A 14140-nucleotide genomic window follows, 5' to 3' on the forward strand; every position below is an offset into this window, starting at 1 on the left:
TCGAACGCCTTGACGATCACGTTGAGCGCGCCGATCTCGCTCTCATTCGACCATGTATGGAACAGTTTGAGCTCGGTGGCGGCGGGGGGGGGGGGGGGGCGCGGGGCCCCCCCCCCCCCCGCCACCAGGCAACCTCGCCGCAGCTTCCGCGTTGAGCCATCGGAGGGATGACATCAGCCTCGGAGAACTCCCATGAAAACACTTCTGTCCATCACTGCGGCAGCGCTGATGGCCGGCGCGCCTTTGGCTGCTTTTGCCCAATCGGCGACGCTGACGCCTCTGACGACCGACACCATGAGCAAGGTTGACACGGCGACGTTCGTGAAGACGGTGCCCATCGCCAATACATTTGAAATCGAGTCGAGCCGACTTGCACAGAAGCAGGCGACGGCCGACGATGTGAAGGCCTTCGCGGCGCAAATGGTCACGGACCACACCAAGGCCGGCGAGGACTTCAAGGCGGCGCTCAGCAAAGGTCAGACAACTTCGGCCACCACGCCGGCCGGCCCGCCGCTGGACACCAAGCACCAGGCGTTGCTCGACCAACTCAAGGAGGCCAGCGGTGACAGCTTCCAATCGAAATATATCGACATGCAAACCCAGGCACATAAGGAAGCGGTAGCGCTGTTCTCCGCCTACGCAAATTCCGGCGATGATCCGGCGATGAAGGAGTTTGCCAAGAAGACGCTGCCGGTGCTGCAAATGCACGAACGTCATGTCAAGGACCTCGCTGCGGCGCATCAATGAGAGCGAAGACCGCCTGCAGTTTTCGCACATGGAAGACGGCCCCATACCGGCCTGTGTGAAGCGGCTGTCGTCGGACCACACGGCCGGGAACAAAGCACCGAGAGTGCCGTTATTTATTCGGCTTGTTCGGGGAGGATTCAATGGAAGGCGGCATTCGCGAGGCCCCAAGGATAGTAGCGCCGGCTTTGGGCGCCGTCGTGGTCGCCGCTGTCACAGGCTGAAATCGCTTTCCGAACTGGACAGGCTGCCTTGATGCGTTACGGCGAGATATTTGCAAATGTTACGGCACTCATGTTGCTGGCCTTGATGATTGGCGGCGTCTTCGTCCTGTTTGGAGAGCCGCTGTGGCCGCGGCACTACGCGAGAATGGTGCTGGTCACGAATAGTGATGCCATGACCACCGCGTCAGTCCGAACAAGCTGCGCGCACAGTCCATGCCTGCCCGACACCATCGATCACACCGTGCTCACTCCTCGCCCCGAGGACGGACCGTGATCTGCGATTGCAGCAGATGCGGAGCGAGGAGATGCGGAAAGGCCCGCCACGCGACCTGCGCGACGGACCCTTTGGTTCAATCAAACCGTCTGGCCACAACTAAGTCAGGATAATCACGATCTTGTAGGTATTCGGGTCGACGATGACTATCCGGCCATCGGCGAGCACGAAATACTCATAGCCTTCGTAAGCCGGAACGATCTTGACGATGCGCGCCGGCAGACGATGCAGCCGGACTTTCTTCCGCGGAACCTCGATGCCGACAGAGATGTCGAAATCGACGCTGGAAACGGGTTGGACGCTCGTTTCCTTGATGACCTGCGTGATCTGGGTTTTCTGTTCAACGGTCACATTGCTGATGGAAGCGGTCGAACTCTGGTCTTGCGTCTGCGTCGAGGCTTTGCCCTGAGTCTGCTCGGTGGTCGTGGTCCCAGTCTTGCCCTGAGCCTGCTCCTCGGTCTTCATTTTCGTGTTGCCTTGGGCCTGCTCGGTAGCGGTGGTTCCGGCCTTGCCCTGGGCTTGCTCGTCGGTCTTCATCTTGGTGTTGCCCGTGGCCTGCTGGTCGGTCGTGGCGCCGGCCTTGCCCTGGGCCTGCTCTTCGGTCTTCAGCTTCTTGTTGCCCTGCGCCTGTTGATCAGTCGTAGCGCCGGCCTTGCCCTGCGCCTGCTCGTCGGTCTTCAGCTTCGGTTTGCCCTGCGCCTGTTGATCAGTCGCAGCGCCGGCCTTGCCCTGAGCCTGCTCGTCCATCTTGGCGCCATTCTGGCAATTGGCAGCGCCGGCTGCGCAATTGGCGCCGGACTGGTCGTCGGTCGACTGCTGCGTCTGGGCAAGTGCAGCTCCGCAGCTGACGCTGATTGCTAGCAAGCTGGTGATCAGAACGCCTTTCATGAGAGATCTCCTTGGAAAATGCGTCCCTTCACCGCGTAAAACTGCGGCCAAAAAATTTTGTTCCAAACCAATGGAGCGAAACGGCAAGCGATCCGAGTGGCGGAACAAGCTCCACCTGATGACGTTACCGGCCTATAGCAACCCCGCTGCGAACAGCATGACGCGGCGCAGCGCAGAGGTGGCTCACCACGAAAGGAGACGATCATGAGAATGCATCTTTCGGCAGCCGCGGCTGGGTTCTTGCTGCTTGCGGGTATTGGCGCCGCTGCAGCTCAGGACGTGGTCATCGAACCCCAGCAGGAGACGATCGTACGCGAGTATGTGAAGAAGCAGCCTCTGGCGTCCGTCCAGCTTCCCGGCGTGGAGCTCAATGTCGGCTCGACCCTGCCCGATACCGTCGAGCTTCATGAGGTTCCCGACGTCAAATACCGCTATGTCGTCGTCGACAATCGGACCGTCCTGGTCGATCCTGGCACGCGTAGGATCGTGAAGGTCATCCAGTGAGCAATGCGCGTCGTTTTTTGAAGGGACATGCGGCGCGTCCTGCATTGTCGACATCCCAAACTGCTGCCCGTGCCTGGGCATTCGGACGCAGAAAGGCCCGCCGTTCCGACGCACGGCGGGCCTCATAGCGGAGTCAGCGCGCTAGGCGGCAGCGTCCTGTGCTCGCTAGGCCAAAAACTTTGAGAGAATATTCCCGGCTCCGCATTTCGCGGGAAATACCGTTCTTTGATCTGGCGATCAGCATTTCCGATGATGCCCGCAAGGCTTCGCATTCCGCCTGGCCGCAATGATTTCAAAACCGATGGGATTGACCATGCCTGGGACTATCAACACTTTGCTTCCATTCCTCGCAGCAACTATAAACCGGCGCGCCGGCCTCGCTGTACTGTTTGCATCGGCGGTTGCGATTGTCGGCATGGCTGCGCCGTCGTTCGCCGAGGACAAGACGGCGATCAAGGTCGGCATCATGAGCGGCGAGGACGAGGACGTCTGGCGCGTCGTCACCGCCCAGGCGGCGGAGAGGGGGCTGACGATCGAGACCGTGGTGTTCAACGACTACACCCAGCCGAATGAAGCACTCGAGCGTGGCGAAATCGACGCCAACGCCTTCCAGCACAAGCCCTATCTCGACAACCAGATCAAGACGCAGGGCTATCACATCGTCCCGGTCGGCTATACCGGGGTCTGGCCGATCGGCCTCTATTCCAAGAAGTACGCGAAGATTGGCGACTTGCCCGAAGGCGCCGTCGTCGGCGTGCCGAACGATCCGTCCAATGAAGGGCGCGCGCTGCGTGTCCTGCAGAGCGAAGGTCTGATCAAGCTCAGGGAAGGAACCGGCATTCTGGCTACGACGACCGACATTGCCGAAAACCCGAAGAAATTGGTCGTCAAGGAGCTCGACGCTGGCATTGTCGGGCGCTCGGTGGAAGATCTCGACGGGGCCGTGGTCAACACGGATTGGGCGCTTAAAAGCGGCCTCACACCGGAGAACCGCATCGCCCAGGAGGCGGTGGCCGACAATCCCTACCGCAACTTCATCGCGGTCAAGGCCGGCAATGAAAACCAGCCCTGGGTAAAGACATTGGTCGCCTCCTACCAGAACGAAAAGGTGAAGGCCGAATTCGACCGGGTCTACAAGGGAACCGGCATCAGCGCCTATTGATACCGAGCTCGACTTGGCGCTGAAGCCCGGCATGATAAAGCGGTCCGCGCTCCAACGCGGACCGCGATCGCGTTTTGCGGGACACCAATACAGGAACTTTCATGAACCAGCATTTCGCCCCGGTCACCGAAGTCATGCATCCCGTCGGCAGCCGTTCCGCGGGACCGCACGATGTCGTACGCCTCATCGAGCTGAAGCGCCGCTTCGGCGCAACAGCGGCGCTGGACGGCGTATCGCTCAGCGTGCGCCAGGGCGAGATCCTCGGAATCATCGGCCGGAGCGGCGCCGGCAAGTCGACGCTGATACGCTGCCTAAACGGCCTGGAGCGGCCGGATACAGGACAGGTCTTCATCGAAGGCCGCGACATCAGCCGGCTCGGCGAGCGCGAATTGCAGCCGCTGCGCCGGCGTATCGGCATGATTTTCCAGCATTTCAACCTGCTGTCCGCCAAGACGGTCGAAGACAATGTAGCGCTGCCGCTCAAGATCGAAGGCCGGCCCAGGGCCGAACGCCTGGCGCGCGCTGCCGAGCTGCTCGAGCTCGTCGGCCTGTCGGAGAAGGCGAAAGCCTATCCGGCGTCGCTGTCGGGCGGACAGAAACAGCGCGTCGGCATTGCCCGGGCGCTTGCGGCGCGCCCAGCGCTGCTGCTGTCGGACGAAGCGACCTCGGCGTTGGACCCGGAGACGACGCGCTCCATCCTTGCCTTGCTCAGAGACATCAACCGGCAGCTCGGCCTGACCATCCTGCTCATCACTCATGAGATGGAGGTGATCCGTTCGATCGCCGACCGGGTCGCGGTGATCGACGCCGGACGAATCGTCGAGCAAGGGCCGGTGTGGTCGGTGTTTGCCGATCCGAAGTCGGCGATCACACAAAGCCTGCTCGGCGGCATCAGGCCGCAATTGCCGGCGGAGATCGCAAGCCGGCTAACGCAGAACGCCGGCGTGGAGGCGATCCTCAGGATCGACGTGGCGGGTGAGGCCGCGCGAAGCCCGCTTTTGTCCGATCTTGCCTCGGCAGTTCCCGGCTCGTTCCGCCTCGTTCATGGAGGCATCGATCACGTCCAGCAGCAGCCTGTCGGGACGCTGTTCGTCGCGGTCGCCGGTAGCAATGAAGCTCACCTGGCACAGGTGATCGCGTTCTTGAAAGCCCGCAATGCGCGGGTGGAGGTGCTTGGCCATGTCGCCAATTCTGTTTGAACTCCTGCTTCGATCCATCTGGGAAACGATCCTGATGACGGCCGCCTCCGGCCTCATCTCGCTGGTTTTCGGGCTGCCGCTCGGCCTGGCGCTGGTCGCCACCGACCGCGGCGGCATCGCCGAAAACCTGTGGGTGAACCGTGCGCTCGGCGCGGTCATCAACGGTTTCCGCTCGGTGCCTTTCATCATCCTGCTGGTTGCGCTGATCCCGGTGACGCGGCTGATCGTCGGCACCTCGATCGGCACATGGGCCGCCATCGTGCCGCTGTCGATCGCGGCCACGCCCTACTATGCCCGGATCGCCGAAGTGTCGCTGCGCGAGGTCGACCACGGGCTGATCGAAGCGGCGCGCGCCATGGGCGGCAACCGCTGGACGATCATCCGCGAGGTGCTGGTGCCGGAAGCGCTGCCCGGCATCGTCGCCGGCTTCACGGTGACGCTGGTGACGCTTATCGGCGCCTCGGCCATGGCCGGCGCCATCGGCGCCGGCGGGCTGGGCGACCTCGCCATCCGATACGGTTACCAGCGCTTCGAAACGTCAGTCATGATCGCCGTGGTCATCGTCCTGATCGTCCTGGTCTGCGGCATCCAGTGGGCCGGCGACCGGCTGGTCGCGAGGCTGGATCATCGGAACTGAGCGTGGCACAGCGGAGATGCTGGCCAGCATCGTCAGCCGGCGCGCTTCTTTTCGGTCGCTGCCCGGTCAATCGCCAACCCGTTCGCCGACAGCGCGACGCCGAACTTTTCGCCGGCTTCTGCGGGTGTGTAATAGCCTAGGGCGATATCCCGAGCGACCAATTCCGGATCACGCTGCCAGGGATTGCCGTAGCCGCCGCCGCCCGGCGTGCCAACTCGCACGCGGTCGCCGGCCTTCAGCGCGATGTCCTGTTCCTTGGAGAGGTGCGGCGGCACATGGGCCTCACCGTCGCGGAACACGGTCACCGTGTTGACCGCGCCGTCCTTGCCGCCGAGCGCGCCTTGCGGGCCGAAACGGCCATGGTCCATGACGAAGGAGGCGCGGGCGTCGCCACGCAGGATCTCGACCTCATAGGCGAGGCCAAAACCGCCGCGATGCTTGCCGGCGCCACCCGAGCCTTCGCGCAAGGCATAGTGGCGATAGAGCACAGGGAAAGCCTGTTCCATGATCTCGACCGGCGGCGATTTGGAAATGCCGATGGTCGAGCAGCCATTGGTCAGGCCATCATGATCGGCATTGCCGCCATAGCCGCCGCCGGATATCTGGTACATGACGTAGTCGCGGCCACGGAGCGGATCGTTGCCGCCGAGCGCGAAATTGCCGCTGGAGCCGGCGGGAGCCGCAGTCACCCTGTCCGGCAGCGCCTGCACCATGGCCGCGAACACCGCCTCGGCGATGCGCTGCGAAACCTCGGCCGCGCAGCCCGATACCGGCCGCGGATATTTGGCATCGAGGAAGGTGCCTTCTGGCCGCTTGACGATGAGCGGCTCGAAGGCGCCGGCGCTGATCGGCACGTCGGGGAAAATGTGGCGCATGGCGAGGTAGACCGAGGACAAGGTCGTCGCCAGCACGCTGTTCATCGGCCCGGCGCAGGGTTTTGACGAGCCTGAGAAGTCGAAGCGGAGCGTGTCGCCTTTTTTCTCGACGGCAAGCGCAATGGTCAGCGGCTCGTTCACCACCCCATCGGAATCGACGAAGGCCTGCGACCGGTAGATGCCATCGGGAATTGCCGCGATGTTGGCACGCATCTGTTCAGCGGCCCGGCGGCGCAATTCGGCGATTGCTTCGACGACTGTTTCGTCTCCGTAACGATCCAAAATGCCGTTGAGCCGGTCCTGGCCGATCAGCAGTGCTGCCGCTTGCGCGCGGATGTCGCCGATGCGCTGGTCGGCAACCCTGATGTTCGAGCAGATGATGGCGTAGATCTCAGGGTCGAGCACGCCCTTCTTGAACAATTTCACCGGCGGCAGCCGCAAGCCTTCCTGCTCCACCGCAGTCGCCGAGGCGGAGAAGCCGCCCGGCACCGAACCGCCAATGTCGGGCCAATGGCCGGTGTTCGACAGCCAGCAGAATATCTTGCCGTCGCGATAGACCGGCATGGCGAAGCGCACATCCATCAGATGGGTGCCGCCGAGATAAGGATCGTTGACGATGTAGATATCGCCCGGCTCGGGCGGCAGGCAGCGTCCGTCGGCGATCATCTCGATCACCGTTTTGGTCGAATACTGCATGACGCCGACGAACACCGGCAGGCCCTGGCTGCCTTGCGCGATCAGCGAACCATCGACTGCCGAATAGATGCCGTCGGAGCGGTCATTGGCCTCGGCGATGACGGGCGAGAAAGCGGCGCGCGAAAACGTCAGGTCCATCTCGTCACAGACCTGCTGCAGCGCCGCCTGGAGGACCGAAAGGGTGATGGCGTCGAGCTTTTGCATCTCAGGCCTCACCAATGTCGATGATGATGTTGCCGTCGGCATCCGAGCGCGCCCGGTCGCCGGGCTCGAGCACGGTTGTGGCATCCATCTGTTCGAGGATCGCCGGGCCTTCGATGATGGCGTCGAGCGGCAACTTTTCCCTACTGTAGACCGGCGTGTCGTACCAGCACCCGCCATACCAGACCGGCCGGATCTCGCGCCGCGCCTCTTCGAGCGTTTTGGCGCGGCCAGCCGGATCGATCAGCCGCGACAGATCGATCGCCGGCCGCACGCCGGTCACCGAGGTGTTGAGATTGACCAGATTGGCGCGGATTTCCGGCAGCTCGACCTTGAAGCGGGCGAAATAGGCCTTCTCGAACAGTTGCTGCAGGACCTCGCGCGTCACCGCAAACGACGGCAGCGGCACGTTAATAATATGCGTCTGGCCGACGAACTGCATGTCGGCGGAATGCGTGACGCGGATCGTCTCCGGCTTCACCGCTTCCTTGCCGATCAACTCTGCGCCTTCGTTTCGGTGCCGTTCCAATATAGCTTGGAGCTGGGCTTCATCGAGCCCCGCCACCGGCTGGTTGACCGTGTTGACGAAGTCATGGCGCAGATCGGCGACGACGCAGCCGAGCGCATTGGTAATGCCCGGCCGCGCCGGCACCAGCACCCGCGGCAGGCCGAGCTCGCGCGCCAGGGCGGTCGCATGCAGCGGCCCGGCGCCGCCGAAGGCGAACAGCGCGAAATCGCGCGGGTCGTGACCGCGCGACACCGAGACCATGCGGATGGCGCCCGCCATCTTCATGTTGCCCAGCCGCAGCACCGCACCCGCCGCCTCGACGCCGGACAGGCCGGTAGGTCGCCCGATCCTGTCCTCGAATATGCCCGTGACATGTTCGACGGTGACCGGGTTTTCCACCGCCAGCAGCTTTTTCGGCGCCAGCCGGCCGAGCACCAGATTGGCGTCGGTGATGGTCGGCTCCAAGCCGCCGCGGCCGTAGCAGATCGGCCCGGGATTGGCGCCGGCGCTTTCCGGGCCGATCTGGATCAGGCCGGCTGCATCGACGCGGGCGATCGAGCCGCCGCCGGCGCCGACTGTATGCACCGCCACCATCGGCACATGGATCGGCATCGCATATTCGATCTCGATCTCGTTCGACACCGCCGGTTCGGCATTGCGGATCAGCGCCACGTCGGTCGAGGTGCCGCCCATGTCGTAGGTGACCAGGTTTTCGAAGCCGGCGCGCTTGCCGGTATAGGCCGCGGCAATGACGCCGGAGGCGGGGCCGGACATAACGGTCTTGGCCGATTCACGTGTGACAAAGCGGGCCGAGATCATGCCGCCATTGCCGTTCATGATCAGGAAGTCGCGGGCGTAGCCTTTTGACGCCAGCTCCTTGCGCAGCCGTTCGACGTAGCGTTCGAGGATCGGTTGCACCGAGGCGTTGACCGAAGCGGTCACCCCGCGCTCGAATTCGCGCGCTTCCGAAAGCAGCGCATGGCCTGTCGTGATGTAGCCGTTCGGCCAAAGCTCGGCGCCGATCTCGGCCGCGCGCCGCTCATGCGCCGGGTTGGCGTAGGAATGCAGGAAATGGATGACGAGCGATTCGCAGCCGGCTTCGATCAGTTGTGAAATCGCTGCCCGCATCTCGGCCTCGTCGAGCGGTATGCGCACCGCGCCCGAGGCCTCGACCCGCTCCGACACTTCGAGCCGCAGATTGCGCGGAATGATCGGCACAAAGGTGCCTGTCATGCCATAGGCTTGCGGCCGTGTCCGCCGGCCAAGCTCGATGACGTCACGAAAGCCGCGCGTGGTGATCATGCCGGTTTTGGCCAGCCGGCGCTCCAGCACCGCGTTGGTTGTGGTCGTCGTGCCGTGCACGATGAGGTCGATGCCGTCCACGCGAAAGCCGGTGGCACCAAGAGCTGCAACGACGCCGAAAGCCTGGTTGTCGACCGTGGTCGGGGTCTTGGCGATATGCACCCGGCCACCATCACGGCCGTCGATCAGAAGCAGATCGGTAAAGGTGCCACCGACATCGATACCGGCGACGACGCTGCCCCTCGAATCCAGAGCTTGCGCCGAAAAATTCTGTTCCATTGTCGAAACCCGAAATGCCCGAACTGCTTACATGCCTCAGTTTGGAAAGCTGTTTTACGGCGACGTCTTGACGCAAATATCGTTTGTATACTAATAAATTCCGGACACAAGAGCTTACCGCTTCGGAGTGTGCAAGGGCACGCAGGAACCTGACCGGTTCGGGCGCGCAGGTGATAATTTGGCCCGGCGCTGAGCTGGCCCAGAAGGTTAGGTTTGATGAACACCACATCCGCGTTCAACACCGCCGGCGCCCGGCCGTTGCAGTTTCCGATACCGGCCAATGTCTATGCCGAAACCGTCGTCTCGGTGAAGCACTATACCGACCGGCTGTTTTCGTTCCGCATCACCCGGCCGCAGTCGCTGCGCTTCCGCTCCGGCGAGTTCGTCATGATCGGCCTGCCCAATGCCGAGAAGCCGGTGTTCCGCGCCTATTCGATCGCCAGCCCGTCCTGGGACGACGAGCTGGAATTCTTCTCGATCAAGGTGCCGGACGGCCCGCTTACCTCGGAGCTGCAGAAGATCCAGATCGGCGATACCGTCATCATGCGGCAGAAGTCGACCGGCACGCTGGTGGTCGACGCGCTGACGCCGGCCAAGCGCCTGTTCATGATCTCGACCGGCACCGGCATTGCGCCCTTCGCCAGCCTGCTGCGCGATCCCGACACCTATGAGAAGTTCGGTGAAGTCGTGCTGACCCACACCTGCCGCGACAATGCCGAGCTCATCTACGGCCAGGAGCTGGTGGCCGCGCTGGAGAACGACCCGCTGATCGGCGAACTGACCGGCGGCCGCGTCACGCTCTATAATTCGACGACGCGTGAGACGTCCGAACGCATGGGCCGCATCACCGCGCTGATCGGCTCGGGCAAATTCTACACCGATCTCGGCATCGACAAGCTCAATCCCGAGACCGATCGCATCATGATCTGCGGCTCGATGCATATGCTGAAAGACGTGAAGGAACTGGCCGAAAGCCTCGACTTCCAGGAAGGCTCGCTGCATCATCCGGCAAGCTTCGTCGTCGAGCGCGCCTTCGTCGGCTGAGACGCGGCAGTTCAGCGTCCACTGCTTTGACACCCTGATTTTGACCGGACGGTCAAAAATCGGCTGCCTTGACTGTCTTTTTCCGCTATGACCGCCTGAAGGACTCGTGAAGCGCTGCTTCACGGTCTATCTTCGGCATAAGTCGCTGAACAAGGGGCAGGAGATGAGCAGCACAATCCGCGAAACCGATCTCGGCACGTCCAAGATCACGCCGCTGCCGGCGCGCGCCGCCGCCAATGCGCCGATGCCGCAGGCCCATGCTATTGCTCGCAATCCCGGCATGAGGCTCGATCTTGGCTTCATGGAATCAATGCGCAGCGTCAACCGCTCGGCGCTGGAACGCCGCGTCGCCAGCCTGACCAAAAGACGCTCGATCAAGGCCGATAACCAGGCTGCCTGGCTGCTGCGTGCTGTCGCCTGCATGGACCTGACGACGCTGAACTCGAACGACACAGAAGAGCGCGTGCGCCGGCTCTGTGCCAAGGCGGTCAACCCATTCCGCCGCGACATTGCCGAGGGGCTCGGCATTACCGGCGAAAATATCCGCCCGGCGGCGGTCTGCGTCTATCATCCCTTCGTCGCCACTGCCGTCGAAGCACTGCGCGGCAGCGGCATCCGTGTTGCCGCCGTTTCCACGGCTTTCCCGCATGGCCTTGCCCCGCTTTCGACACGTCTGCAGGAGATCGAAGCATCGGTCCGGGACGGCGCCGACGAGATCGACGTCGTCATTCCGCGCGGTCTGGTATTCGGGGCGAAATGGCAGGAGCTCTATAACGAGATCGTCTCGATGCGGGCCGCCTGCGGCGAGGCGCATCTGAAGGTGATCCTCGGCACAGGCGACCTCGCCACGCTGCGCAATGTCATGCTCGCCTCGATGGTGGCGATGATGGCGGGTGCGGACTTCATCAAGACCTCGACCGGCAAGGAAAGCGTCAACGCGACACTGCCGGTTGGCCTTGCCATGGTGCGCGCCATCCGCGCCTATTTCGAGGAAACCGGCTATCTCATCGGCTTCAAGCCGGCCGGTGGCATTTCCACGGCAAAAGCCTCGCTCGATTGGCTGGTGCTGATGAAAGAAGAGCTGGGCCGGCCGTGGTTGGAGCCGGAGCTGTTCCGCTTCGGAGCATCGAGCCTTTTGACCGACATCGAGCGCCAGCTCGAGCATCACCTGACCGGCCACTACTCGGCCAATCATCGCCACGCAATGGCGTGATTCGGAGCGCTTCATGAACATTCTCGAACGCTATCACGCCATGGATTACGGCCCGGCGCCGGAGGCCCGCAACGAGGCCGATGCCTGGCTGACGACCCGTGATTTCTCGAAAGCCCTGTTCATCGGCGGCGACTGGAAAGCAGCTGCAAATGGAAAGACCTTCGACACCAGCGATCCCGCCTCCGGCAAATTGCTGGCCAAGGTCTCGGATGCCGGTGCTGCCGATATCGATGCGGCGGTTTCGGCCGCCACAAAAGCGCTGCCGAAATGGAGCGCCAGCACCGGTTATCAACGCGCCAAAGTGCTCTATGCCATCGGCCGCGCCATGCAGCGCCACCAACGGCTGTTCGCGGTGCTGGAATCGATCGACAACGGCAAGCCGATCCGCGAAAGCCGCGACATCGACGTGCCGCTGGCGATCCGTCATTTCATCCATCATGCCGGCTGGGCGCAGGCGCTGGACAGGGACTTTCCAGCCCATAAGGGCGTCGGCGTCGTCGGCCAGATCATCCCGTGGAACTTCCCGCTTTTGATGCTGGCCTGGAAGATCGCGCCGGCGCTCGCTGCGGGCTGCACCGTGGTGCTGAAGCCCGCGGAATTCACGCCGCTCACCGCCATCCTGTTTGCCGAGATCTGTGAACGCGCCGGCGTGCCGAAGGGCGTCGTCAACATCGTCCAGGGCGGGCCGGAAGCGGGTGGGGCAATCGTCAATCATCCCGGCATCCAGAAGATCGCCTTCACCGGTTCGTCCGAGGTCGGCAAGATCATCCGCAAGGCCACCGCCGGTTCGGGCAAGAAACTTTCGCTGGAGCTTGGCGGCAAGTCGGCCTTCGTCGTTTTCGAGGATGCCGATCTCGACAGCGCCGTCGAGGGTCTGGTCGACGGCATCTGGTTCAACCAGGGCCAGGTCTGCTGTGCCGGCTCGCGCCTTCTGGTGCAGGAAGGCATCGCCGACGCCTTCATCGCCAAGGTCAAGACGCGGATGAGCCGGCTGCGCGTCGGCAGCCCGCTCGACAAGAACACCGATATCGGCCCGCTGGTCGATTTGACCCAACTCGACCGCGTCAAGGGCCTGATTGCCGAAGGCGCCAAGCAGGGCGCGATATGCTGGCAGCCGGACTCGGCACTGCCCGCCTCGGGCTATTACCATCTGCCAACGCTGGCGACAGGTGTTTCGCCGGCTAACATTCTGGCCCAGGAAGAGGTGTTCGGGCCGGTGCTGGCGACCATGACCTTCCGCAATACCGAGGAAGCGGTCGAGCTCGCCAACAACACACGCTATGGCCTGGCCGCCTCGGTGTGGAGCGAGAACATCAATCTTGCGCTGCACGTCGCGCCGCAATTGAAGGCCGGCGTCGTCTGGGTCAACGGCACCAACATGTTCGACGCCGCCTGCGGCTTCGGCGGCTATCGCGAGAGCGGCTTCGGCCGCGAAGGCGGGCGCGAGGGCATGTTCGAGTATCTCTCGGCAAAACTGCCGCTCGGCCCGATCATCAAACCGGCTGTGGCCACTGCCCAGCCCATCGAGCGCCCGGAAGGCGATGCCATCGACCGCACGGCAAAGCTGTTCATCGGCGGTAAGCAGGTCCGGCCGGACGGCAATTATTCCCTTGCCGTCGCCAGCGCCAAGGGCAAGCTCGCCGGCGAGGTCGGTCTCGGCAACCGCAAGGATATCCGCGACGCCGTCGCGGCCGCGCGCGCCTGCAAGGCCTGGCCGGAAGCGACCGCCTACAATCGCAGCCAGGTGCTTTACTATCTGGCCGAAAACCTGTCCGGCCGCGCCGACGAGTTTGCCGCCCGTTTGACCCAGCTCACCGGCGCGACCGCCAAGGCGGCGCGTGACGAGGTCGAGCTGTCAATCGAGCGGCTGTTCCTCTATGCCGGGCTTGCGGACAAGTTCGAGGGCCGCGTCCACCAGCCGCCGGCCCGCGCCGTCACGCTGGCACTGCACGAACCGGTCGGCGTCGTCGGCATCGTCGCGTCGGACAACGCACCTTTGCTCGGCCTGATCTCGCTGGTTGCGCCGGCGCTCGCCATGGGCAACACCGTGGTCGCCGTGCCGTCCGAACGATATCCACTGCTTGCCACCGACCTTTACCAGGTCATCGAATATTCCGACGTTCCGGCGGGCGCCATCAATATCGTTACGGGCCGTAGCGCCGAGCTGGCCGGCGTGCTCGCCAAGCACGACGATGTCGACGGGCTCTGGATGTTCGCCGATGCCGAGACCTGTGCCAAGGCGGAGGCCGAGTCCATCGGCAATCTCAAGCGTGTCTGGACCGGCAACGGCCACAGCCTCGACTGGGCGTCGAGCGAAGCAGCCGGCGATGCCTTGCTGCGCCGTGCGATCGAAGTCAAGAACGTCTGGGTGCCCTACGGCGACTGAGTGT

Annotated in this window: 12 protein-coding genes; 9 read left to right on the plus strand and 3 right to left on the minus strand. The window is 63.4% G+C overall.

The features are described 5' to 3' along the window. The first annotated feature begins 228 nt into the window (after window positions 1-228). On the plus strand, window positions 229-747 hold the full coding sequence (locus NKH43_RS14320; protein WP_352858733.1) for a DUF4142 domain-containing protein: 519 nt from the start codon (window positions 229-231) through the stop codon (window positions 745-747). 249 nt (window positions 748-996) lie between these two features. Further along, window positions 997-1242: a polymerase gene (locus tag NKH43_RS14325; RefSeq protein WP_502906479.1), complete on the plus strand. Its 246-nt coding sequence runs from the start codon at window positions 997-999 to the stop codon at window positions 1240-1242. 99 nt (window positions 1243-1341) lie between these two features. Here the strand turns inward: NKH43_RS14325 and NKH43_RS14330 are convergent, their stop codons facing one another. Beyond that, window positions 1342-2130 (minus strand): DUF1236 domain-containing protein, encoded by a 789-nt coding sequence (locus NKH43_RS14330; RefSeq protein WP_352858840.1) that lies wholly within the window; start codon window positions 2128-2130, stop codon window positions 1342-1344. Between the two features lie 204 nt (window positions 2131-2334). Here NKH43_RS14330 and NKH43_RS14335 point away from each other — a divergent pair, with 204 nt between their 5' ends. From NKH43_RS14335 to NKH43_RS14350, 4 genes are all read left to right on the plus strand, one after another. Continuing rightward, window positions 2335-2634 carry a DUF1236 domain-containing protein gene (locus NKH43_RS14335; RefSeq protein WP_352858735.1) on the plus strand — a complete coding sequence of 100 codons (300 nt, stop codon included), beginning with the start codon at window positions 2335-2337 and terminating at the stop codon, window positions 2632-2634. A gap of 313 nt (window positions 2635-2947) precedes the next feature. Beyond that, window positions 2948-3796, plus strand: a complete 849-nt coding sequence (locus NKH43_RS14340; protein ID WP_352858736.1) for a MetQ/NlpA family lipoprotein — start codon at window positions 2948-2950, stop codon at window positions 3794-3796. A 134-nt stretch (window positions 3797-3930) separates the two neighbouring features. Further along, on the plus strand, window positions 3931-4995 hold the full coding sequence (locus NKH43_RS14345) for a methionine ABC transporter ATP-binding protein (protein ID WP_156948146.1): 1065 nt from the start codon (window positions 3931-3933) through the stop codon (window positions 4993-4995). Next, window positions 4976-5632 carry a methionine ABC transporter permease gene (locus NKH43_RS14350; RefSeq protein WP_023720558.1) on the plus strand — a complete coding sequence of 219 codons (657 nt, stop codon included), beginning with the start codon at window positions 4976-4978 and terminating at the stop codon, window positions 5630-5632. Before NKH43_RS14345 ends, NKH43_RS14350 begins: the two co-directional genes overlap by 20 nt. Window positions 5633-5664: 32 nt before the next feature. On the opposite strand, the gene NKH43_RS14355 is transcribed toward NKH43_RS14350, so the two are convergent. Together NKH43_RS14355 and NKH43_RS14360 are read right to left on the minus strand one after the other, a co-directional pair. Beyond that, window positions 5665-7407: a hydantoinase B/oxoprolinase family protein gene (locus tag NKH43_RS14355; RefSeq protein WP_352495105.1), complete on the minus strand. Its 1743-nt coding sequence runs from the start codon at window positions 7405-7407 to the stop codon at window positions 5665-5667. A gap of 1 nt (window position 7408) precedes the next feature. Continuing rightward, entirely contained in the window at window positions 7409-9493 is a 2085-nt protein-coding gene (locus tag NKH43_RS14360) for a hydantoinase/oxoprolinase family protein (RefSeq protein ID WP_352515745.1), read from the minus strand. A gap of 216 nt (window positions 9494-9709) precedes the next feature. Here NKH43_RS14360 and NKH43_RS14365 point away from each other — a divergent pair, with 216 nt between their 5' ends. From NKH43_RS14365 to NKH43_RS14375, 3 genes are all read left to right on the plus strand, one after another. Beyond that, window positions 9710-10537 carry a ferredoxin--NADP reductase gene (locus NKH43_RS14365; protein ID WP_352481417.1) on the plus strand — a complete coding sequence of 276 codons (828 nt, stop codon included), beginning with the start codon at window positions 9710-9712 and terminating at the stop codon, window positions 10535-10537. 163 nt (window positions 10538-10700) lie between these two features. Beyond that, a complete protein-coding gene (gene deoC / locus NKH43_RS14370) occupies window positions 10701-11750 on the plus strand; it encodes a deoxyribose-phosphate aldolase (RefSeq protein ID WP_352481416.1) in 1050 nt (349 codons plus the stop codon). A 13-nt stretch (window positions 11751-11763) separates the two neighbouring features. Further along, window positions 11764-14136, plus strand: a complete 2373-nt coding sequence (locus tag NKH43_RS14375) for an aldehyde dehydrogenase family protein (protein WP_352858738.1) — start codon at window positions 11764-11766, stop codon at window positions 14134-14136. Window positions 14137-14140: the final 4 nt, after the last annotated feature.

The sequence above is a fragment of the Mesorhizobium sp. M1163 genome, from assembly GCF_040318415.1.
Classification (GTDB): Bacteria; Pseudomonadota; Alphaproteobacteria; order Rhizobiales; family Rhizobiaceae; genus Mesorhizobium.